This window comes from Paenibacillus sp. sgz302148 (genome assembly GCF_056120465.1).
In genome coordinates this window covers 167,818-191,323 of sequence record NZ_JBVYOJ010000012.1, presented here as the reverse complement: position 1 = coordinate 191,323, position 23,506 = coordinate 167,818, and the positions used below count along the sequence as shown (strand labels likewise).

At 51.3% G+C, this 23,506-nt stretch carries 15 protein-coding genes; 14 read left to right on the top strand and 1 reads right to left on the bottom strand.

Features of this window, described 5'->3' with window-relative positions:
- Window positions 1–87: 87 nt before the first annotated feature.
- Genes AC0LWM_RS19105 through AC0LWM_RS19095 form a run of 3 tightly spaced genes read left to right on the top strand, consistent with a single transcriptional unit; the run spans window position 88 to window position 3,120 of the window.
- A complete protein-coding gene (locus AC0LWM_RS19105) occupies window positions 88–957 on the top strand; it encodes a carbohydrate ABC transporter permease (RefSeq protein WP_474676635.1) in 870 nt (289 codons plus the stop codon).
- Window positions 958–969: 12 nt separating this feature from the next.
- Window positions 970–1,806: a carbohydrate ABC transporter permease gene (locus AC0LWM_RS19100; protein ID WP_474676578.1), complete on the top strand. Its 837-nt coding sequence runs from the start codon at window positions 970–972 to the stop codon at window positions 1,804–1,806.
- Between the two features lie 42 nt (window positions 1,807–1,848).
- Window positions 1,849–3,120, top strand: coding sequence for a Gfo/Idh/MocA family protein (locus AC0LWM_RS19095; protein WP_474676577.1), 1,272 nt, complete (start codon window positions 1,849–1,851; stop codon window positions 3,118–3,120).
- 423 nt (window positions 3,121–3,543) lie between these two features.
- Here the strand turns inward: AC0LWM_RS19095 and AC0LWM_RS19090 are convergent, their stop codons facing one another.
- Window positions 3,544–4,428 carry a transposase gene (locus AC0LWM_RS19090; protein WP_474676634.1) on the bottom strand — a complete coding sequence of 295 codons (885 nt, stop codon included), beginning with the start codon at window positions 4,426–4,428 and terminating at the stop codon, window positions 3,544–3,546.
- Between the two features lie 786 nt (window positions 4,429–5,214).
- Between AC0LWM_RS19090 and AC0LWM_RS19085 the strand changes: the two genes are divergently transcribed.
- The 11 genes from AC0LWM_RS19085 to pepV all read left to right on the top strand — a co-directional run bounded on the left by AC0LWM_RS19085 (window position 5,215) and on the right by pepV (window position 23,473).
- Complete coding sequence (locus tag AC0LWM_RS19085) at window positions 5,215–6,363, top strand: GntR family transcriptional regulator (protein ID WP_474676633.1); 1,149 nt, start codon at window positions 5,215–5,217, stop codon at window positions 6,361–6,363.
- A gap of 296 nt (window positions 6,364–6,659) precedes the next feature.
- Entirely contained in the window at window positions 6,660–8,066 is a 1,407-nt protein-coding gene (locus tag AC0LWM_RS19080) for an ABC transporter substrate-binding protein (RefSeq protein WP_474676576.1), read from the top strand.
- A gap of 99 nt (window positions 8,067–8,165) precedes the next feature.
- Window positions 8,166–11,117 carry an extracellular solute-binding protein gene (locus AC0LWM_RS19075; protein ID WP_474676575.1) on the top strand — a complete coding sequence of 984 codons (2,952 nt, stop codon included), beginning with the start codon at window positions 8,166–8,168 and terminating at the stop codon, window positions 11,115–11,117.
- 11 nt (window positions 11,118–11,128) lie between these two features.
- Entirely contained in the window at window positions 11,129–12,046 is a 918-nt protein-coding gene (locus AC0LWM_RS19070; protein ID WP_474676574.1) for a carbohydrate ABC transporter permease, read from the top strand.
- A 5-nt stretch (window positions 12,047–12,051) separates the two neighbouring features.
- Window positions 12,052–12,918 carry a carbohydrate ABC transporter permease gene (locus AC0LWM_RS19065; protein WP_474676573.1) on the top strand — a complete coding sequence of 289 codons (867 nt, stop codon included), beginning with the start codon at window positions 12,052–12,054 and terminating at the stop codon, window positions 12,916–12,918.
- Between the two features lie 16 nt (window positions 12,919–12,934).
- Window positions 12,935–14,998 (top strand): YIP1 family protein, encoded by a 2,064-nt coding sequence (locus tag AC0LWM_RS19060; protein ID WP_474676572.1) that lies wholly within the window; start codon window positions 12,935–12,937, stop codon window positions 14,996–14,998.
- Between the two features lie 27 nt (window positions 14,999–15,025).
- On the top strand, window positions 15,026–17,626 hold the full coding sequence (locus tag AC0LWM_RS19055) for a DUF5696 domain-containing protein (RefSeq protein WP_474676571.1): 2,601 nt from the start codon (window positions 15,026–15,028) through the stop codon (window positions 17,624–17,626).
- A gap of 1 nt (window position 17,627) precedes the next feature.
- A complete protein-coding gene (locus AC0LWM_RS19050) occupies window positions 17,628–18,527 on the top strand; it encodes a carbohydrate ABC transporter permease (protein WP_474676570.1) in 900 nt (299 codons plus the stop codon).
- Between the two features lie 13 nt (window positions 18,528–18,540).
- The gene (locus AC0LWM_RS19045; RefSeq protein ID WP_474676569.1) at window positions 18,541–19,491 is read left to right on the top strand and encodes a carbohydrate ABC transporter permease; all 951 of its coding nucleotides are present in this window, start codon (window positions 18,541–18,543) and stop codon (window positions 19,489–19,491) included.
- Between the two features lie 863 nt (window positions 19,492–20,354).
- Entirely contained in the window at window positions 20,355–21,812 is a 1,458-nt protein-coding gene (locus AC0LWM_RS19040) for a leucyl aminopeptidase family protein (RefSeq protein ID WP_474676568.1), read from the top strand.
- 209 nt (window positions 21,813–22,021) lie between these two features.
- Window positions 22,022–23,473: a dipeptidase PepV gene (pepV, locus tag AC0LWM_RS19035; protein WP_474676567.1), complete on the top strand. Its 1,452-nt coding sequence runs from the start codon at window positions 22,022–22,024 to the stop codon at window positions 23,471–23,473.
- Window positions 23,474–23,506: the final 33 nt, after the last annotated feature.

Below are 23,506 nucleotides of genomic sequence, written 5' to 3'. Positions count from 1 at the left end.
ATCTCTTTTATGAACATCGGATAGAAACACGCGAGAGGGTGAATAAAGGTGAGCACAGTAGCGGGCAAAAGAGCGAAGAGCAGCAAAATGCGACGCTCGGATATGATGTGGGGCTACTTGATGATCGCGCCTCTGATGCTGGGGCTAATCATATTTTATGTGTGGCCGGTATTTCAGACGTTTTTTTATTCGTTTACCGAATGGGGCGCGTTCGGCAATTACAAATGGTCCGGGATAAACAACTACGAGAAGCTGCTGACGGATACGAACCTGCTCAAAGCATTTCGAAATACGTTGATCTATATTATTTTCACCGTGCCGGTCGGCATATTTATTTCGATACTCGTCGCTGTGCTGCTGAATCAGCGAATTCGCGGCTTGACCGTTTATCGTACGTTGTACTTTTTGCCCGTCGTTACGATGCCAGCGGCTGTGGCGATGGTTTGGAAATGGCTTTATAACTCCGATTACGGGTTGTTGAACTACGGTTTGAGCAAAATCGGCATTAGCGGCCCACATTGGCTTACCGATCCTAAGTTTGCTTTGTACTCGGTGATCATCGTTGCGATTTGGAGCTCGATTGGGCACAACATGATTATTTTATTGTCCGGTCTGCAAGGTATTTCTTCGTCGTATTACGAGGCGGCTTCGATTGACGGAGCGGGCGCGTTTTATAAGTTTTTCCGCATCACGCTGCCGCTGCTTACGCCGACGATTTTCTTCGTAGCGGTCATGTCGCTGATCGGTGCGTTCCAAGTGTTTGACCTGATTTTCATGATGGTCGGCAACATCGTTATCGATTCTACGCAATCGGTTGTTTATCTGTTCTATAAATATGCGTTCATGCAAAATATGAAGGGCTACGCTTCGGCCATCGCCGTCGTATTGTTCGTCATCATTCTTGCGGTAACGTATGTGCAAATGAAGCTTCAGAAAAGATGGGTTCACTATGAATAAGGAGGCAGCCGTATGAGTGCGAATGTGCATAAAAATACGCCGGGCAAGGCGGCGGTTATTCATATATTGTTAATCATTGGCGCCGCCATCATGGTTGTGCCGTTTATATGGATGTTTCTGACCTCGGTCAAAACGTTGGGAGAATCGACGGCAATTCCCCCGGTCATCTTCCCGGAATCGTTCAAATGGTCCAACTATTCGAAGGTTTTCGTGAACCTGCCGTTTTACACGTTTTATTGGAATACGATCATTACGACCATTTTCAAGACGATAGGTCAAGTCGTAATATGCTCGCTGGCGGCTTATGCCTTTGCTCGCATTGAGTTTCCTGGACGCAATTTCTTCTTCCTTCTTGCGCTGTCGGTATTGATGGTGCCAGGCCAAGTGTTTCTTATTCCGCAGTATATGATCATGAAAAATCTGGGTTGGCTCAACTCACTGCAAGCGCTCATCGTTCCTGGATTGTTCAGCGCATTCGGCACATTCCTGCTCCGGCAATTTTTTATGACGCTGCCGAAAGAGCTTGAGGAATCCGCTAAACTAGACGGATGCAGTACGTTCCGCACGTTCTGGCAGATCATGCTGCCACTCGCAAAACCGGGCTTGATCGCACTGGCGATCTTCACGATCCTTTGGTCCTGGAATGATTTGATGTGGCCGCTCATTGTCAATACATCGCCTGACAAAATGGTGCTTTCCGCAGGTCTCGCTTCGCTGCAAGGGGAACACGGCACGGACTACACGATCCTGATGGCGGGCTCGATCCTGGCGATTTGGCCGATGATCGTCATATTCCTCGTGTTCCAACGTTCGTTTATTGAAGGCATTGCGCTTACCGGTTCGAAATAATCGCTAGACAGAGATAACATCTATACATGGGGAGAGAGAAATATGGATAAAATAACCGCCATTCTGCTGGGAGCAGGCGACCGTGGCGCACGCGCTTATGCGCCTTATGCGGTCAATTACCCGCACGAGCTTGAGTTTGTCGCGCTCGCAGAGCCGAATGAGGAACGCCGCGAAGCGTTCATCCAGTCGCAAGGTCTTAGCAGGGACAAAGCTTATGCCAACTGGGAAGATGTGCTTTCCCAGCCGAAGCTCGCGGATATCGCGATCATTTGCACGCAGGACCGGATGCACTACGAGCCAACGTTAAAAGCATTGGAGCTGGGCTACCACGTGCTGCTGGAGAAGCCGATGTCTCCTGATCCGAAGGAATGCGTGGAGATGGAGCTGGCCGCGAAAAAGCATAACCGCATGCTTACGATTTGCCATGTTCTTCGCTATACGGCGTTCTGGTCGGCGGTGAAACGCGTTATTAATGAAGACCGTATCGGTAAAATCGTATCGATCCAGCTGAACGAAAATGTCGGCAACATGCATATGTCGCACAGCTTCGTGCGCGGAAACTGGAACAATTCCGACGAATCGAGCCCGATGATCTTGGCAAAGTCGTGCCATGACATGGACATTCTCGCCTACATCATGGACGAGCCGTGCAAGCGGATCAGCTCCTTCGGATCGCTCATGCATTTCAACGAGCAAAATGCGCCGAAAGGCGCGCCGGCCCGCTGTCTGGACGGTTGCCCTGCGGAAGCTTCGTGCCAATATTATGCGCCGCGCTATTATTTGGGCGAAGGCCGGGGCTGGGCACGCAAGTTTACGCTAGACAACAGCCGCGAGGGCGTACTGGAGGCGCTGCGCACGAACGACTACGGCCGGTGTGTATACCGCAGCGACAATAACGTCGTCGACCATCAGGTCGTCAACATGGAGTTCGAGAGCGGCGCAACGGCGATGTTCAGCATGTGCGGTTTTACGCGCGACAATACGCGCATCATGCAAATCATGGGCACCAAAGGCGAAATTCGCGGCAACATGGAGCATAACGAGTTTTCGATTTACGACTTCGTGTCGAAAGAGGAAACGACCATCCGCGTGAATGCGCCGATTGACGGCCATGGCGGCGGCGATCAAGAGATCGTCCGCAGCTTCCTGCGGGAGGTGCGCAACTACGACGGTCAAGAAGGCTTATCGTCGGCTTCGGCTTCGGTACGCAGCCATCTGATGGCTTTTGCCGCTGAGGAGTCGCGTTTGAACCAAGGCAAGCCGATTGAGCTTGACGCTTATTACAACGATATCGTCGAAGGACGCAAATCATAGGATTAACGAGGAGAAGAGCCGCTTTTGGCTCTTTTTCACGTTTTGCTGAAGATCCTCGTTATGTCGGTCCGTAGCTTCGTATCGAGCAAATTCCGCCTTTTGTCGGTCCGAAGCTTCGTATCGAGCAAATTCCGCCTTTTGTCAGTCCGAAGCTTCGTATCGCGCAAACTCCGCCTTATGTCAGTCCGAAGCTTCGTATCGAGCGAATTCTGCCTTTTGTCGGTCTGAAGCCTCGTAACGCTCAAAATCCGTCCTTAGTTAGTCCGAAGCTTCGTATCGCGCAAATTCCGCCTTTTGTCGATATCCCGTTCGCTCAGGTTGGGGATGGAGGTAAGTTATATGCATGTAATGAAAGAGTACTTCGAGCTTGAACTGGAAATAACGCATTCACAACATCATACCGGTGATCTGACCGAATATTTGCTATGAGGCAACCGGGAGATGTGAAATATTCGATACTGTGCGACGTCCGATGAGACAAGGATAAGTAATAGTAGGAGAACTGACGCAGCTGCGAAGAAGATCGCCGAACATGGAGTTTTTGTCATGGTTAAACATGAAGCAGTATTGATTTAGATAAGCTTGCAGATGTTTGCTTCCGATGCCTAGGAACAAACGTGCTAACCAGGTTTCGGCGTCTTGGGCAACATAAATAAGCGTACGATTAACGTTGCGTCCGATGCGTCGAGTTACAGAAACGCCAGCCGCAGCCTCGGGCATAACATGGCGACGAATAAACCGATCCACTGTAAAAGCTGCGTAACGGCTCTGCATCGTTTCCTTCGCTTGCTTTTCGATCTTGATTCGAATGATCGCTCCACTCTCGCCTTCCGAAGATCCGATGAGAAGAGGTTGCTCCTGGTCATGCCAATTTAGATGGGGTACTAATCTTTTGGCGTAAATGGCTTCAGAAACTCGAACGAGCCCTGTCAGAAGCTCTGAAGATTCTGTTTGAGTCATGGCAAAGCGAAGCTTATGACATATGAGCCAGGCTGTTTTATAAGTAACGCCAATGATTAAAGATAATTGAGTTGCGTTCACACTGTTCGGCTGAGCATGCAGATATATGGCTTGAAACCACTGGCGTAAGGAGATGCGGCTACCTTCCATCACAGTACCGGATATTATCGAGGTTTGCTTCTTGCAAGCCTTGCATTCAAATAAAGGGACTTTGCGGGTGGAAATGACATAAGCGCATTGATGATGACAGCGGGGGCATTGAAACCCGTTTGGCCATCTCATGGCATATAAAGCCTTCACGCAAGTCTCTTCTGTATCGAAATGAATTACGAAGTCCTCGAAGGTCATTTGATGCAATGGCACACCCCTCCTTTTTCCAAGATAAGAACAAATGTTTGCATTAATTATATCAAACGAGTGTTCCTGTTTCAAGCTTTGTTTTTAAACTCACTGCTTTGGTTTGTGAGCCTATGATTATTTTTTGGAGATAAAATGTTGAACCGCAATCAATACAGCAGTGAAAAATTTTAAGCCTGAATGATAGGAATATCGAACAAAAGGGCGCGTTTTCTAAAACCATTCTGAGTGAAAGGGATATCGACAAAGGGGCACGATTTCCATCATCATTCTGAGCGAAGGGGATATCGACAAAAGAGCACGAATGCCATTACCCTCCTGAGTGAGGGGGATATCGATAAAAGAGCGCGATTTCTACCACCATTCTGAGCGAAAGGGATATCGGCAAAAGGAGAAGACTGTCACCCTCCTGAGTGAGAGGGATATCGACAAAAGGGACGACTGCCACTACTCTCCTGAGCGAGGGGGATATCGACAAAAGGTCGAGAGCGTCCAAAGTAATCATCCCGGAAACGAAACTCATTCTAACGATATACATACGAAAAGCAAACCTCCATGAGGCTTTGGCCTGAAGCGAAAAGAACACACCACACCAAACCGACAAATCGATTCATCCAAAACAGTTAATCCTTAGAAAAAATAGGGGAAATAATTAATACTCAAGCACCACTTGTAACTTTGATATATTTTATTTACAATAGTAGTAAATCGTTTGGCGGGATTGAGTATATCTTAAGTGCCGACAATGACAGAACTGGATGTGAATTTAGGGTGCAAATGGAAAACAAACCGCTTTATGCGGTTATTTTCGATCATTTAAAACAAAAAATCGAAAATGGCGAATACCTTCCAGAGCAGCAAATCCCGACGGAAGTGGAGCTCGCGGAGCAGTTCGGCGTCAGCCGGATCACTTCGAAGCGGGCGCTGATTGAGCTGGAGCGGGACGGTTTGATTTATCGGAAGCGCGGCAGCGGCAGTTTCGTCAAGCGGCGCGAGGAAAGCGACCAAGTGCTTGCGGAAACCTCTGTCCAAGGCGCTCAAAATATTATTTCGATGATACTGCCCTACATGGCTACGAACACACTTCTCGATTACATTCGCGGCGCTTCGGATCTACTGGAGTCCAGAGGGTACTATCTAAGCATTCACTCGACCGATTGGAGCAAAGACAAGGAGAAGGAGCTGCTGACCCGGCTGCCAAAGCAGGGGTTCGTGGGTATCATTTTGTATCCGCTTAGCACGATCGGCAACATCGAGATCATCAATGCGCTGCATCTGAACGACTACCCGCTGGTGACGATCGACCAATATTTTGACAGCATCCGGCTCGATAGCGTCGTTTCGGACAACTTTGCCGGGGGGTACGAGGTAGCAAGCAAGCTGATCGAGCTTGGCCACGAACGAATCGCATTTGTTTCCAGCGTCAGCATCGAATACCGAAGCTCCGTCCGCGACCGATATTTTGGATACTGCAAGGCACTTAGAGATCATGGTTTGCCTATAGATTCCAGTATCGTTGTAACCGATTTCTCTGCTAAAATTTATTCGCCGGAGAAACAGTCGTTCTATCTCAATCTGGTAAAAGATATGCTGCAGCAAGGAGTAACGGCCATTCAGGCCGAACACGATTTACTGGCGGTAGATATTGTGAGAACAGCCTTGGACCTCGGCGTCAGCATCCCTGACGAGCTGTCGATAGCGGGGTTCGACAATCATGAAATATCGCAGCACGTGGAAATTCCGTTAACGACCGTCATACAGAACAACTATGAGATCGGACGTACGGCAGCAGAGCTTATACTAAGCAAAATCGAAACCGGCGAAACGGATCTTCACCGGGTCAAGGTTCCCGTCGAATTGGTCGAGAGACAATCGACCGCTCCGCGCAATGATGAGCTTTCATCCGCTGCGGTAGGGGACGTATAAACATATAGAACAAAATCCGCCCGGGAAGCTTGGCGGATTTTTCCTTCTATTTAGAATGCAGGTATATTCAACTTATGTCGTTTCTAAGAATAAGATATATTCATTATTTACAAAACCGATAATTAAAGATATAATGAAGACGTTAATTCGGATTTATGGTATATCATTATAGTAGGACTTAAGTTTTACATACGATAGGACATTGTGTTGAGCTTTTTCAGTGCCCGTCGTAGTGAACCGAAAATCCAGATAGTGGAATGCCGAATTCGAAAAATAATCAGCAATGGGGGATTGAAATGAAAACGCTTAAGTTGATGTTGATTGCGTTGGTGCTCGTTGTTGTTGCAGCTGGATGCGGCAACAAAGCGAAAACGGAAGAACCGGCAAAGCAAGAAGAAGCTAAAACGGGTGATGCGACCGAACCAGCTAAAGAAGAGCCGGCTAAAGAAGAACCACAAGAGAAGAAATTCGACCTCCAAGGTCAAACGATTAAAATCGGCGTTTGGTGGGACGGTGCTGACCCTCGTACTGTAGCGGAAGCAGACCGCGACCCAGGGACGATCGAATCGATCAAACTGATCGAAGCAGCTGAGAAAAAATACAATGCAAAAATCGAATATGTAAAATTCGGCGATTATAACAAATATGTTGAGAACTTCACAACGACTTCGCTTGCCGGCGAGCCATTTGCCGACATCGTTGTACTTGAGCTGTTCTGGGCATTCCCGCAAATGGTTGACAAAGGTCTGATTGAACCGGTTGACCAATGGCTGGACATGAACAATCCGAAATACAACAACTGGATGAAAGCGGGCGGCAGCTACAACGGCAAGCAATACGGCCTGTACGACGGAGCTCCTTCCCCATACGGTTTCTTTTACAACAAAACACTGATCGACCAAATGGGTCTTGAAGATCCTTACAAGCTGTACAAAGAAGGCAACTGGACTTGGGACAAATTCCGCGAGTACCTGAAAGCCGCAACGAAAGACACGAACGGCGACGGTAAAGTTGACGTATACGGCCTGTCCGGCGCATACGAAAAAACTCCGATGCTGGCTAAACAATTCATCTACACGAACAATGGCGCTGTAGCGAAAAACGACGAAAGCGGCGCTCTGAAATTCACGATGGGCGACGAAAACTCGATCCAAGCTCTGCAATTCCTGTCCGACCTGTACAACACGGACAAATCGATCATGCAACCAGTACCTGAAGATGCAAGCAAAGAGTTCATCGCAGGCAAAAGCATTATGTACGCTGGATTCAGCTGGGAGTTCGGCGGTCTGAAAGACAACATGAAAGACAAAAACATCGGTTATATGTTCTTCCCGAAAGGACCTAAAGCCGACGCTTACAAAACGTATACGGCATACGGCAATATGTACATGATCGCGAAATATTCCAAAAACGCCGAAGCTGCAGCTCACATCATGAGCGACATCATGCTGCCAGACAGCAAGAGCTACTCGGTTCAAGCATGGGAACAAAGCTTGCCGACTCCAGAGTTCCGCGAAGTGCGTTCGGCAATGTATGACACTGTAGACTACATGGGCTCCTACTATGCAGTACCTGATTCCGGTGCGCTGTTCGAAGGCGCAATCAACGAAATCACGGACAAAAAAGTAGCGCCTGCAACTGCTGTCGAAAAAATCAAAAACCAATTTGAAGCGAACATCGGCAAATTGGCGCAAAGCAAATAAGCGTAAAACTTAACAAACTCTTACCAAGTACCCCTAATCCCAGTCCGGGTTTGAAGTCCCATGGCGATTGGGGGTACTGCCTAAGAGGAGGGGGAAGCAATGCGGCGACCATACGTCAAAGTTATATCGATTCTTGTCATTCTGTCTGCGGTTGTCTATTTTGCCGTATCGATGTTCGTTACCGGCTCCGGTCAGACCGTTGCGGCGGAAGACCGTCCGCTGGACAGCTCCGCTCTTGGGAAGATCGAAGGCTCCGTGAAAAAAGGCAGCTACGACGAGTATGCGGTTAAGCACAAATCCGACCCGCGCCCCGACGCCGAGGTGCGCATTGAAGCGGAAAACTACAGCAAAGTTTCCGGCATGGAAGTTTCCGTCCTGGATAACTACGAAGGTGAGCAAGGGAAAGCGGTACAAACGGGAGACGCGGGTTCTGTTTCTTGGGAATTCAATGTCGAACAGGAAGGCATGTATCACCTCGATATGAAGTATTTCACCGTTAAGGGGAAAGACTCGGATATCGAAAGAGAATTGATGATCGACGGGGAGTACCCGTTCGCGGAAGCAAGAAGCTTGACATTCAATCGCGTTTGGACGAACGAAACGGATCAAATCGAGCGCGACGAACGCGGTAACGATCTGGCGCCAACCCAGGTCGAGGTTCCGATGTGGCAGGAAACGCTGCTCAAAGACGCTACGGGATATTATGAAGAACCGTATCTTTTTTATTTTTCCAAAGGAAAACATACTCTTACATTCAATTCCATTAAAGAACCTCTCGTTATCGATTATTTGAAATTGACAAAGCCGGAAAATACGCCGACTTATGACGAGCTGGCGAAACGATATACGCAACAAGGCTATGTGCCTGCAAAGGATGCATTCGTCAAAATTCAGGGCGAGCAAGCAAAGTACAAGTCGTCCGCAATGCTGCTGCCGTATAACGACCGTTCCAATCCGTCTCTCGAGCCATACCACGTTTCCAAAATCCGCAACAACGCCATGGGCGGTTACGCATGGAGAATGCCGGGTCAATGGATCGAGTGGGAAATCGATACGCCTGAGGACGGGTTATATCAAATCGCTGTAAAAAACCGGCAAAACTATTTGACCGGCATGTCGTCGTTGCGCACGTTATACATCGACGGGGAAATTCCGTTCAAAGAAGCGAAGCGGATCGGTTTTGCATATGACAGCCCGTGGCAGATGCGCGTGCTTGGCTCCGATGCGGACCATCCTTATTTGTTTTACTTAACGAAAGGCAAGCACAAAATCCGGTTCGAGGTAACGCTTGGCGAGCTGGCGCCCCTGCTTCGGGCTGCGGAGTCGAGCATACTCGAGCTGAATACGATGTACCGCAAAATCATTAGCTTCACCGGCGCGGTGCCGGATGCGTTCCGCGATTACAATCTGGAGCAGCGCATTCCGGAAATGACGGAAGTGTTCCGCAAGCAAAGCAAGCTCATGTATACGATTGCGGGCATTATCGAGGGACCGACCGGGGGCAGCAACGATCGCTCGGCCTTGCTGAACACGCTGGCCTTCCAATTAAAAGATATGGCGGATCGTCCGGAAACGGTGCCGTCCCGTCTTGACCAATTCAAAAGCAACGTAGGCGGACTCGGTTCGTGGTTGCTTATGATTAACGAACAACCGCTGACGATCGATTATTTAATCGTATCGTCCCCAGGTGCCGATCTTCCGTCACCGAGCGCGACAGGATGGCAGAAGCTGCAATCCGGCGTATCGTCGTTCGCTGCTTCGTTCTATGAGAATTACGACGATTTCAGCAGCGAAGATAAAGGAGACAAAACGATTTCGGTTTGGGTCAACTCCGGACGTGACCAAGCGCAAATCATCAAACGGCTGATCGACGATTCATTCTCGTCGAAAACAGGTATCCAAGTGAACTTGCGGCTTGTAACATCGGATATTTTGCTTCCGGCAACCGTATCCGGCGAAGGTCCGGACATCGCGATTCAGATCGGCAACGAAATGCCCGTTAACTTCGCGACTAGAGGCGCGCTGCAGGATTTGTCCGTCTTCCCTGACTTTGAGCAGGTGAAGAAGCGGTTCAACGAAAGCGCGATGGTGCCGTACGAGTACAACGGCAAATACTACGCGCTGCCGGAGCAGCAGACATTCCCTGTATTGTTCTACCGCAAAGATATTATCGAAGATGAACTGAAACTCAAAGTACCGCAAACGTGGCAAGATGTGTACGCGATGATTCCGGAGCTGCAGAAGCACAATCTGCAATTCGGCCTGCCGCAGCGCCAGTTGAACGCTCAAGGCAACGACGTGGCGACGACGGATATCATCACGCTGCCGCCGAGCCCGGCTTATACGATGCTGCTGTTCCAAAACGACGGCACGCTTTATAAGGATGGAGACAAGGCAAGCAATTTGGATTCGGAGACGGCGATCCAGCAGTTCAAAAAATGGACGGATCTTTACGTCAACTACAAGCTGCCGATCCAAATCGACTTCGCCAACCGGTTCCGGACAGGCGAAATGCCGATCGGTATTACCGATTATACGATGTACAACAAACTGGGCGTGTTCGCGCCGGAAATCAAAGGCTTGTGGAACTTTGTTCCGGTGCCGGGAACCAAAACGGCCGACGGCACGATTCGTCGCGACGTAGGCAGCGGCGGCTCCGGTACGATCATGTTCGAGCATACGAAAAATAAAGATGCGGGCTGGGAGTTCCTGAAGTGGTGGACGAGCAAAGAAACGCAGCTCAAGTTCGGACGGGAAATGGAAGTGCGTCTCGGTTCGTCGGCGCGTTATCCGACCGCCAACATCGAAGCGCTGTCCCAGCTGCCTTGGCCTACCAAAGATTTGAACACGCTGCTGGAACAAATGAAGTGGGTTCACGGCATTCCGGAAGTACCGGGCGGCTATTTGACAGGACGCCACATCGACAATGCTTTCCGTAAGGTAGTCGTCAGCGGCGACGATCCACGGGAGACAATGGATTATTACATCCGCTATATTAATGACGAAATTACTCAAAAACGGAAAGAGTTTAATCTTCCCTATGAGAAATGAGGGGGACTTACATGACACACGCTCTTCGCAGAAAGCTAGGTTATTTGTCGACAGAGATCAAAAAGAATAAGCACATGTACATCTTGATGGCTCCTTATTTCTTGATTTTCGGCATATTTACCGTGTTGCCGGTGCTTATGTCCGTTGTTCTCAGCTTTACTTATTTCAATATGCTCGAGCCTCCGCGCTGGGTCGGATGGCAGAACTATGCAAGACTATTCGTTCAAGACGACGTGTTTTTGATCGCCCTCAAAAACACGTTCCTATTCGCAGTCATCACAGGCCCGATCAGCTATATGGCTTGTTTCCTGTTCGCGTGGCTGATCAACGAGCTTCCGTCGAAGCTCAGGGCGCTGTTGACGCTTATTCTGTATGCCCCGTCGATCGCGGGCAATACGTATCTGATTTGGCAGACGTTGTTCGCAAGCGATTCTTACGGTTACGTGAACTCGTTTCTCATGCAGTGGGGCATTATTCTGGAGCCGATTCAATGGCTTCAAGATCCGAAGTACATGCTCGCCATTCTGATTCTTGTCCAGCTGTGGCTCAGTCTTGGCACGTCGTTCCTTGCCTTTATCGCAGGCCTTCAGAACGTAGACCGCACGCTGTACGAAGCAGGAGCGATTGACGGGATTCGCAACCGCTGGCAAGAGCTATGGTTCATAACATTGCCTTCGATGCGGCCGCAGCTCATGTTCGGTGCCGTCATCCAAATCACATCAGCGTTTGCGATCGCGGAAATATCGATTTATTTGATCGGTTTCCCAAGCGTCGATTACGCAGCGCATACGATCGTTACCCATTTGATCGACTACGGAACGATTCGTTTCGAGATGGGCTATGCTTCCGCCATTGCAACGATATTGTTTGCGATTATGCTGGCGACGAATATGATCACGCAGAAGCTGCTGAAAAAAGTGGGTGAATAGCAACAATGAAGCTGAAGTTTTTGAAAAAGCGGCTGAACCGGTCATGGACGGTCGATATCCTGCTCTTCTTGCTGCTGGGAGCGGTCGCCGCATTTATGGCTATTCCGCTGATTTATACGATTAACCGGGCGTTTATGCCGATCGATGAAATTTTTGCGTTTCCACCGCGCTTTATCGTGCGGAACCCGACGTTCAAAAACTTCACCGATCTGGTCAACATATTTTCCGATTCGTGGGTGCCATTCTCGCGGTACGTATTCAATACATTCTTTATCGCGATTATCGGGACTGCAGGACACGTCATCCTGGCATCCGCAGCGGCTTATCCGCTGGCGAAGGGTAAGTTTCCGGGCCGGAACCTCTTGTTCAGCATCGTTGTCATGTCGCTGATGTTCACGGCTTATGTCACGCAAGTGCCGAACTACATGACGGTTTCCTGGCTTGGTTTAATCAACACATACTGGGCGGTTCTTATACCGGCATTTGGAGCAACGCTGGGACTTTACCTCATGAAGCAATTTATGGAGGGAATTCCCGATGCGCTGATTGAAGCGGCGAAAATTGACGGTGCCAGCGAATATCGCATTTTCTGGCAAATCATTATGCCGAACGTTAAGCCGGCATGGCTGACTTTGATTATTTTCTCATTGCAAGGCTTGTGGAGCGGATCCGTTACGAGCCATAAATTTATTTACAGCGAGCAGCTGCGGACGGTAGACGCCGTATTCGGGCAAATCGCTAGCGGCGGTATCGCCAGAACAGGCCCGGTAGCGGCCGTGACGCTGCTCATGATGGTTGTGCCGATTACCGTGTTTATCGTCACACAAAGCAACGTCATTCAAACGATGTCTACATCGGGCTTGAAAGACTAACGAGGGGGAGCCGCACTTGATTGCAAAAAGAACGATTGTCACGCTGTTTGCGCTGCTGCTGCTGATCGGTTCGGCGGCCCCTGCCGCTGCAGCCTCAAGCGAAGGGTACAACTATTCGTATTGGGGCGAGTCCGTTCCCGCACCGCAGCCCTATGCGCCGGCAGGCGTTGTGTATGGCAACGATTTAGGCATTGGGTCGTTTGCATCGCCTCAGGACTTGTATGTCGGAAAGGACGGCATGATTTATGTCGTCGATACCGGCAACAGCCGGATCGTGGCGCTGGACGACCAGTTCCGCGTTAAGCGGATCATCACGGAGTTCGACAACAACGGAAAAAAAGATACGTTCAACCAGCCTGAAGGCATTTATGTTGACGCCGACGGTCTTATGATTGTCGCGGACACGCAAAACCGCCGGCTCGTCGAATTGAAGAGCGACGGCACGTTCGTGCGCGAAATCGGCGAACCGAAATCGACTTTGATCCGTTCCGGCTTCCAATATACGCCGATCAAAGTCACCGTTGATTTCGCCAAACGGATTTACGTCATCAGCCGAGGTTCTTACGAGGGCGTCATCGAGTTTGACGCGGACGGCACGTTTACCGGATTCATCGGCACGAACCGGGTTAAATTCAACCCGATCGACCTGTTCTGGAAACGCATTTCGACGAAAGCGCAACGCGAGCAAATGCAGCAGTTCGTACCGATCGAGTTCAACAACCTGGATCTCGACGACGACGGCTTCATTTACACGACGACTTCCGAAGAGAATTCGGACACCCCGATGAAACGGCTGAACCCGTCCGGGGTTGATATTTTGCGGAGCAAAGGCTACTTCCCGCCTAAAGGCGACGTGAAAACGGCGGAAGTGGGAAGCAGGCCGGGCAGTTCGATCTTCATCGACATCACTTCCGACGTCGGAGGCATGTACAGCGCGCTGGATTCGAAGCGCGGCCGCATCTTTACGTATGACAAAGACGGCAACCTGCTGTACGTCTTCGGCGGACTCGGTAGCCAGCAAGGCAAGTTCCGTACGCCATCGGCGATCGAAATGCTGGGCGAGCGGATGCTTGTGCTCGATAAGGATAACAACCGTATTACGGTTTTCGAGCCGACGCGTTACGGCAGCTTGATCCGCGAAGCGGTTACGTCGCTCTACAACGGCAAGATCGAGCAATCGACCGCCGCATGGCATAACGTGCTGAAGCTGAACAGCAATTTCGAGGTCGCTTATATCGGCATCGGCAAAGCGCTCATGAAGCAAGGCGACAACAAAGCGGCGATGGATTATTTCCAAAACGGCAACAATCGCGAATATTATTCCGAGGCTTTCAAACGATACCGCAAAGAAATCGTCATGGAATCGTTCGGATGGATCGTCCTTGGCATCGTCGTTGTAGTCGGACTTATCGTCGCGGTCGTGAAGCTAAGCCGCAGAAGAATGGCGGGCAAGCATTATGAGGAAATCGGCGTACTGAAAAATCCGTTTTATACGATGATGCATCCGTTCAACGGCTTCTGGGAAATGAAGTTCGAGAAGAAGGGACGGGTCAAAGTCGCCATCGGCATTTTGCTGCTGTTCGTGCTCGTTACGATCATCAAGCGCCAGTTCAGCGGATTTGTCGTGAACTATAACAACTTGGCCGACTTGAACAGCATCAACGAGCTCAAGTTTATCATTTTGCCGTTTTTGCTATGGTGTATCGCCAACTGGTCGTTGACCACATTGATGGACGGGGAAGGCAAGTTCAAAGAAATCGTAATGGCTACGGGGTATGCGCTGCTGCCATTCGTCATCATCTATGTGCCGCAAACGCTGTACAGCCGAATTATTACCGTCGACGAAAGCCCGTTTTATTATTTGCTTGACGCGATTGCCCTTATATGGTTCGTATGGCTTCTGTTCATAGGCACGATGACGGTGCATCAATATACGGCTGGGAAAACCGTCGTGACGATATTGCTGACGCTGGTCGTCATCGGCATCATTTTATTCCTGGGCGTATTGTTCTTCAGCATGATCCAGCAAATTATCAATTTTGCCACATCGATTTACCAGGAACTTTCATTCCGGTTCTAATACGTCACATCATAAGGAGGGATCGCAGTGACCGGCAAACGAAAAATAGCCTATGGGGCGCTTGGCGCCTGCGTTCTTGCGGCAGGCATCGGCTTTAGCGGCATCGGTTATTCCGAGAGCGGAGACGCGGTTCATGTTGCGGGGTCGGGGAAAACGACCGGCGCGGCAAAAGAGGCAACATCCGGGGAAGTGCGGACGCTGGCGGCCGGCATGGGCGATACGAAAGGCGTTCGGACAGCCAATACGGCAGAAGAGCTTCAGGCGCTTGCGGCAATGGAGCTTGCGGCGGAAAACGATTCGCTGATGTTATATATGAATAAAGCGACGGCGGAAATCGCCGTGAAGGACAAACGGGACGGCTACGTCTGGTTCTCGAATCCGGTTGGACGCGACAACGACTCGGTTGCAACGCCTCTGTATAAATCGGAGATGGCGTCTCAAATCGCGATTACGTATTACAATGAAAAAGGTCAAGTACAGACGACGAACAGCTTCGACGACAGCGTAAAGAAAAAGCAGTTCGAAATGCAAAAAACCGATAAAGGCGTAAAAATCGTCTTTAAGTTCGGCGAAGCGGCTGATCCGGCAAGCGGTATACCGAAGGCGATCAGCAAGGAACGGTTTGAAGAACGGATTTTAAATAAAATTACGGACGAAAAGCTGAAAAAAGACGTTAATTTTAAATTCATTTTTAACGAAGAAAAAAACGTCTACACGCTGCGGAAGCTGCAGCCTGACATCTTGGAAAAACTTCAGCAAACGCTCGAATCGATCGGTTACACGAAAGAGGATGCCGCTCAGGACAATGCTGCGGCAAGCGGCGGCGAAGGAGCTGCCGTTGAGGCCAAGCCGGTATTCACCATTCCGGTCGAATACTCGCTGGACGGCGATCAACTTGTCGCGAAGGTACCGGTTGCCGAGATTCAGGATACGAAAGAATTCCCGCTCGCGACCATCACGCTGATGAAATATTTCGGCGCGGCCGGCACGAGCAAAGAAGGCTATATCTTCGTGCCTGACGGTTCCGGAGCTCTTATTCGGTTGAATAACAAAAAGCTGAACGCCGAGCCTTACAACCTTCCGGTATACGGTACGGATGAAACGTTCGACGTTAAGGAAAAGGTGCAATTCAACGAAACGACGCGTCTTCCGGTATTCGGCTTAAAACAAAACGACCATGCGTTCGTCGGCATCATCGAAAACGGCGACGCGATGGCGAACATTACGGCCGATATTAGCGGACGATTCGATTCGTTCAATACGGTGGGCGGCAAGTTCCAAATGACGGCGATGGATTTCTACTCGCTTTCGTCCGGAACGAAAACAAGCTCGGTGCCGATGTTCCAGAAAAATACGTACAAGGGCGATTTGCAAATCCGCTATGCGTTCTTGTCCGGCGACAAAGCCGACTATACCGGTATGGCGGCCGAATACCGCGATTACCTGGTCGGCAAGTACAGCTTGAAGCCGCTTGAGGCTTCCGCTGCGGCGCCTTTCGTCCTCGAAGTCGAAGGCGCGTTCCGCAAGCAAAAATCGTTCCTCGGCATCCCTTACGAGTCGATTGAACCTTTGACCCGTTACGAGGAAGCTGTAAGTCTCGTCGAGCTGTTGAAGAAGCGCGGCGTGAAAAACGTCGACCTTCGTTACGTCGGCTGGTTTAACGACGGCATTCGCCATAGCGCGCCGGACGATATCAGCCTGGTGGGCAAGCTCGGCGGCAAAGGCGATTTCAACGATTTGATCGACTATGCGAAGAAGAACGGCATCGGCTTGTATCCCGATGTGGCGTTCCTTCAAAAATATAAAGGCGCGAAGGGCGGAGCTTATTTCCTCGACAGACGCAGAGCGGAAATCGATGATTACGATCCGGTCATGAACGTCAAAGATACGACGAAATTCTCTCATTACGTTTTGTCCGCGGCTGCACTGCCAAAAATGGTCGACGGATTCTTGAACGATTACGCCGACTTCGGCGTAGGCGGAGTGTCCTTGCGCGATCTTGGCGACGAAGTGAATTCGGACTTTGACGCCGACCATCCGATCAGCCGTCAGGATGCGCTAACCGCAGTCGTAGGCGAAGCGGCCAAGCTGAAGGAAAAGGCGGGCAAGATCATGGTGAACGGCGGCAACGCTTATGCATTGCCGTATGCAAGCTCGATCGTGGGCGCACCGACCAAAAGCTCGCGCATGAACATTACCGATGCGGATATTCCGTTCTACCAAATCGCGCTTCACGGGTACTACGATGTGGCAGGGTCTCCATTCAACATGGACGAATATCAAAATCCGCGTTTGTCGATGCTCAAAGCGTTGGAAACGGGCTCTAACGTTTATTTCGAATGGTATTACAACGAGCCTTCGTCGGTTAAAGATACGGCGTATAACGATTTGTACGCGCTCCATTACGAGGATTGGCTCGAGGAAGCGGCAAGCGTGTATAAGGAAGCGGAAGCCGTACTGGGCAAGGTGCGGAATCAACCGATCGTCGGACATCGGGCTTTGGCCGATCAAGTGGTTCAAACGACGTTCGCGGACGGCACCAAGGTTACGGTCAATTACGGCAATGCGCCCGCTGATGTAGACGGCGTCCGTATCGAAGCTCAAAGCTACAAAGTAGGCGGTGAATGATTTGTTTAAAAAACGACTGACGTTGGAAAATAAAAAAGCGTGGTACGGCGTTTTGTTTGCGACACCGCTAATGATCGGCCTGATCATGCTGTTCATTTTGCCGCTCATCCAATCGTTCCGTTATAGCTTAAGCTCGCTGAGCTTGATTCCCGGCGGCTTTTCGATCGATTACGAAGGGTTTGGAAACTATACGAGCCTGTTCACGACGAATCCGGACTTTACGCGCCGGCTCGTGGAATCGGTTGTCAATATGGTCGTCAACGTGCCGATTATTATCATCTTCAGCTTGTTCGCGGCGGTGCTGCTGAACCAGAAGTTCAAAGGGCGCGCTTTTGCCCGGGCGATTTTCTTCTTGCCCGTCATCCTGGCATCCAGCGCGATTGCCAATCTGGACGTCAGCACCTTCGTCGGCAGCACGGTTTCGACAGCGAGCTCTTCGTCGGGCGGCGGCGGCAACATGCTGCAAAGCTTCGAGCTGAAGAAAATGATGCTCGAGGCGGGCATGGCCGAGTTCCTCGTTGATTATATCACCGGGGCGGTCGACCGGATTTATGAGATCATCAGCTCGTCCGGCGTACAAATTCTAATCTTCCTTGCAGGTCTTCAGTCGATTTCGCCGTCGCTCTACGAAGCGTCCAAAATCGAAGGAGCAACCGGCTACGAAATTTTCTGGAAAGTAACTTTCCCGATGATGACGCCGCTGATCTTGACGAACACGGTATATTCGATCATCGATTCGTTCAGCAACAACAAAATCAACACGCTCATCTCCGAGACGGCGTTCAAAACGTTCGACTTCGGCCTGAGCGCTGCGATGTCATGGGTGTACTTCCTGGTGGTTACGATTATTCTAGCCATTTCCGCGGGACTCATCTCACGCAAAGTGTTCTACTACGATTAAGGGGGGAAAAGCGATGAAGTCTCCGGCAGCTTACGCGGATTTGTTTGTCCGCAAATATAACCCCGTGGAAAAAGGGAAGAGCTGGACGTGGAAAATTATCCGCTTCGTGCTCATCTTCGGATTTTGTTTCATTATTCTTTTTCCGCTGTTTTTGAAGCTATCCGTCACGTTCCGCAGCAAGGTCGACATCTACGATCCGACGGTGCTTTGGATTCCGCGGCACTTCACGCTGGATAATCTGAAGGTCGCGATTACGACGACGGATTACTTCGGCGCATTGCTTAATACGATTTTCGTTTCGGCAGGAACGACGGTCGTGCAGCTCATTTCCTGCGCGCTGGCGGCGTACGCGTTCGCGCGGCTGAAATTCAAAGGCAGCGGGCTTCTGTTCGGCCTCGTCATCTTTACGATCATCGTGCCGCCGCAAACGATCATGATTCCGGTTTATTTGACTTATCGTTACTTTGATTTGTTCGGTCTTGTGGGCTTGTTTACCGGCAAGGAGAGTCTAAACTTGATCGACAGCTTCTGGCCGTTCCTTATTTCGTCGGGTACGGCGATGGGGCTGAAAAACGGATTGTACATTTATATTTTCCGGCAATTTTTCCGCGGCATTCCGAAGGAAATCGAAGAAGCGGCGTTCGTTGACGGCGCGGGCATCTTCAAAACGTTCTACCGCATCATGGTTCCGAACGCGGTGCCGGCGGTCATTACCGTTCTGCTCTTCTCGTTCGTATGGCAGTGGAACGACAGCTATTACGTCAGCTTGTTCCTGAACCAAGTGAAGGTGTTGTCCACGAGTCTCATGGACATGGGCATGAACCTGAAGGAACCGGATCCGATTTATCAATCGATGCTGCTCAGCACAGGCGTGTTCCTGACGATGCTGCCGCTGCTCATCATGTATTTGTTCGTTCAGCGTTATTTTGTCGAGAGCGTCGAGCGTACAGGTCTGGTCGGATAATACGAGCCGCATTGACCTGACGATTTCGCCGATACTTTTTGCCGAAACCGTGCCGAGCGGGTGCCGTTATGATAAACTAATGGCATACCGCCCGGTGCGGTTTTTGCTTCTGCGCCATGTTTGGCGGCGTTAGGGCGCGTAGCCGGACGCTACGATCGCCGAGAGGAGCGGAGGCAAGTCTGCATGGTCTTCGGCTGGTCTGCAGGGTCTCGATTGGTCTGCAGGGTCTCTAGTTGGTTGCAGGGTCTGCGACTTTTCTGCAGGGTCTCGACTGGTCTGCGGGGTCTTCGACTGTTTTGCGGCTGGTCTCTCGGCATGTATGCATGCCTGCTAACTCGCATGACCCATACATACCTGCAAAAGTACAGTTATTTGGACCGGATTATTGAAATGAAGGAGAAAAGCCTGCAATTATGCAGTTATTATTGCTTATATCGCCTGAAAGTAAAGGAATGGCTTGAAATAACTGTACATATGCAGGTATTATGTTCATCTAAGTTAGGCGTGCAGCAACAGATGTACTTTTGCAGTTATTGGTGCAGGCGGATGCGGATTAGATTCGTAAGTAGAAGCAGATGTAGAAGTAGTAGATGTAGAAAGCAGATGTAGAAGTAGAAGTAGATGTAGAAGTAGATGTAAATACTGATGCAAGATGGCCAGCTATTGCATGGCGAATGCAGCAGTATGAGCAGTATGAGCAGTAATGAGTAAAAGTTAATTCATGATTACTAGGTATAGGCAATAGTGCGTGAAGTAGAAGTTGCCGGGCGAAAAAGCGGCAGTACTCGTACATGAAGACCGATTCGAGCAATGCAAGAACAATCCAATGGTTAAAAAATAATAGAAAAGCGGTGATGAGCGATATGACAATTCAATGGTTGAACGGAAAAGCGGCAGAAGAGCAAGTTGTCGTATATCCCGTGGTTAAAGGAACAATCGATAACGCCGTGCTAGGCGGCATTAAGCTGCGCCCTGCGATGGGCGAGCGCGGTTCGGCCGTGTGGCTATATGGTCGTGACGGCGAAGCGAACATTCTCGTCGTTGGACTTGGCGATGCGGCTACGGCAGAGCGATTGCGCGAAGCGGCGGGTACCGCGGGACGCGCGCTGAATGCGGAGAAGGCCGCGCAAGCGACGATCCGCTTCGAGCTGGCCGAAGAAGCGCTGCGCGGTGCCGGCGTCTCGGCGGAAGCAGCCGTAACGGCTTGGGTCGAAGGCCAACTGCTCGGCACGTACGCGTTCGACGCGTACAAAGCGAAAAAAGCGGAGCGGACCGTAGCCGCGGTAGGCTTCGCCGATGCCGGCCTAGGCGAAGAAGCGCTGCAAGCTGCGGTACATACGGGCAGCGTTCGCGCCAAGGGTACGATCACGGCGCGCGATTTCGGCAACGAGCCGCCGCAATCGCTTCGTCCGATCGTGTTCGCGGAGCGGGTAGCGGCTCATTTCGCGGGAACGGAAGTTAAAGTGGATATCTTCAGAGGGGCCGACCTGCAAACGATGCAAATGAACGGCATTATCGCCGTCGGCAAAGGCAGCGCGAACGGACCGGCTTATATCGAGCTGAAATATTGCACCGATCCGTCGCTTCCGCTCATTGCGCTCGTCGGCAAAGGCATTACGTTCGATACCGGCGGCATCAGCTTGAAGAGCGGCCGCGACATTAGCGACATGCGAATCGACATGGGCGGCGCTGCCGCCGTTGTCGGCGCATTCGACATTATCGCGACGGCAGGCATTCGCGCCAATGTCGTAGGCTTAATCGCCGCGGCGGAGAACATGCCTAGCGGCACGTCGCTCTTGCCGGGCGAAGTGATCAGCTACCGGAACGGCGTGTCCGTTCAAGTCGGCAACACCGACGCCGAAGGGCGCCTCGTGCTCGCCGACGCGCTCATTCGCGCGCATGAGCTGGGCGCGGCGGAAGCGGTCGACATCGCGACGCTGACGGGCGCTTGCGGCGTTGCGCTTGGCGTGCGGATCGCCGGCCTCTGGGGCGAGGACGAGCTCGTGTCGGCGTTGTCGCGCGCAGGCGCGAAGAGCGGCGACAAAGTATGGCCGATGCCGCTCGAGGACGATTATGAGCCGACGCTCGCAAGCCATTACGCGGACACGAACAACATCAGCACGAGTCCGTATGGCGGCGCGATTACTGCCGCGCTGTTCCTGCGCAAATTCGTCGACCGTTCGATGAAATGGGCGCACGTCGACATGGCGGGTCCGAAGGATATCGGCTCGACGAAAGGGTATTTGATCGAAGGCGCAACCGGCTTCGGCTCGCGTTTGCTCGCCGATTTCGTAGCGGAACGGGTTGGCGCATCCGTATAGTTGAAAAGACTGCCGGACCATAATAACATAATAAGTAAAGCTCCAAAATTATAAATTCTATATTGCTAAGGAATAGGCATAAGGCTGCGGCTTGTCCGGGAAGCGTTCTTCTTCGCTTTCCGGGCGGACCGCAGCTATTGTTGCAATTTCCGCGGATTGGATGGCGGACTGCGGGACTGCGGGTACATAACAAGAGAAGAGGGATCAAATTGTCGATCGACTGGAAGCAACAAATCGAACAATACCGCGAATCGTTTATCGAAACATTGGTGCAATTTTTGTCCATTCCGAGTGTGGAAGATCCGGCTAGCGCTTCTGAAGACAAACCTTTCGGCGAAGGGATATCGGAAGCGCTTCTTTTTATGCTGCGCAAAGGGGAAGCCGACGGCTTCAAAGTGAAGAACGTGGAAGGCTATGCCGGATATATTCAATTAGGCGAAGGCGAAGAGGAAGTCGGCGTACTCGCGCACGTTGACGTTGTGCCGACGGGAGACGGCTGGACGCATCCTCCGTTTACGCCGCATATCCAAGACGGCAAAATATATGCCCGCGGCGCGATCGACGACAAGGGGCCTGCGGTGAGCGCCTATTTCGCGATGAAGCTGCTGCAGGATTCCGGGCTCCCGCTCACGAAGCGCGTACGCTTCATCCTTGGCACCGACGAAGAAAGCGGCTGGCTCTGCATGAAGCGGTACGGCGAGCTGGAGAAGCTGCCGGAGATCGGCTTCTCGCCGGATGCGGAATTCCCGATTATCCATGCGGAGAAAGGCCAGCTGAATCCGGTCATCGCGCTGCGCGGCGAAGCGGAGAAAGAAGGCTTCGGTCCGGCGGCTGCCGTGCGGCTGCTCAGTTTCACTGCCGGTGAACGAATTAACGTCGTTCCGGAGGAAGCCGTTGCCGTTGTTCGCCTGGAGGAAAGCAACGACACGAGCGTGGAAGATCTGGAGCGCGGATATGCCGGCTATTTGCAGTCGCACGGCTTGCAGGGACGGGTCAAGGTCGCGGCGGATCGGACCGCTACCTTCGTGCTGCGCGGCAGATCGGCGCATGGCATGGAGCCGGAAAAAGGGATCAATGCCGGCACGTACCTGGCCGTCTATTTGCAGAAGCTGGAATTCCAAGGTTTGGACGAGCAGTTCCTGAATATGCTGGCCGATGTGCTGCATAAGGACGACGAAGGCTTTGCGTTCGGCATTGCCTGCGAGGATGACGTGACGGGCAAGCTGTCCCTGAATACGGGCGTCATTCGTTATGACGGACGCGGAGAAGGCGCGGATCGGGCTGCGGAACTCAAGCTGAATATCCGCTTTCCGGCAACGGTAGACGGAGCGGCCCATCGGGATTTGCTCGTGCGCCGGATCGAGCAGTTCGGCTGGCAAACCGTCGAGGTTGAGCTTTCGAACGCGCATCACGTGCCGAAGAATCATCCGTTTATTCAGACGCTGCAGCGGGTATACAGCGAGATGACCGGAACCGAAGCGGAGCTTTTGACGTCGGGCGGCGCGACATACGCGCGGACGATGTCGAGCGGCGTTGCTTTCGGACCGTTGTTCCCCGGACGCCAAGCGACGTATCACGAAGTGGACGAGCATGCGTGGATCGACGATCTGCTGCTTGCATCGGCCATCTATGCCAAAACATTGTACGAGCTGGCGAAATAATTACCGCAAAGCGGGGATTCGCTTCGGAGCTTT

What these genes read in the sequence shown, in the direction of transcription:
- AC0LWM_RS19105 (WP_474676635.1), top strand. Translation starts at nt 88, where the DNA reads ATGCGACGCTCGGATATGATGTGGGGCTACTTGATGATCGCGCCTCTG.
- AC0LWM_RS19100 (WP_474676578.1), top strand. Translation starts at nt 970, where the DNA reads ATGAGTGCGAATGTGCATAAAAATACGCCGGGCAAGGCGGCGGTTATT.
- AC0LWM_RS19095 (WP_474676577.1), top strand. Translation starts at nt 1,849, where the DNA reads ATGGATAAAATAACCGCCATTCTGCTGGGAGCAGGCGACCGTGGCGCA.
- AC0LWM_RS19090 (WP_474676634.1), bottom strand. Translation starts at nt 4,428, where the DNA reads ATGACCTTCGAGGACTTCGTAATTCATTTCGATACAGAAGAGACTTGC.
- AC0LWM_RS19085 (WP_474676633.1), top strand. Translation starts at nt 5,215, where the DNA reads ATGGAAAACAAACCGCTTTATGCGGTTATTTTCGATCATTTAAAACAA.
- AC0LWM_RS19080 (WP_474676576.1), top strand. Translation starts at nt 6,660, where the DNA reads ATGAAAACGCTTAAGTTGATGTTGATTGCGTTGGTGCTCGTTGTTGTT.
- AC0LWM_RS19075 (WP_474676575.1), top strand. Translation starts at nt 8,166, where the DNA reads ATGCGGCGACCATACGTCAAAGTTATATCGATTCTTGTCATTCTGTCT.
- AC0LWM_RS19070 (WP_474676574.1), top strand. Translation starts at nt 11,129, where the DNA reads ATGACACACGCTCTTCGCAGAAAGCTAGGTTATTTGTCGACAGAGATC.
- AC0LWM_RS19065 (WP_474676573.1), top strand. Translation starts at nt 12,052, where the DNA reads ATGAAGCTGAAGTTTTTGAAAAAGCGGCTGAACCGGTCATGGACGGTC.
- AC0LWM_RS19045 (WP_474676569.1), top strand. Translation starts at nt 18,541, where the DNA reads ATGAAGTCTCCGGCAGCTTACGCGGATTTGTTTGTCCGCAAATATAAC.
- AC0LWM_RS19040 (WP_474676568.1), top strand. Translation starts at nt 20,355, where the DNA reads ATGACAATTCAATGGTTGAACGGAAAAGCGGCAGAAGAGCAAGTTGTC.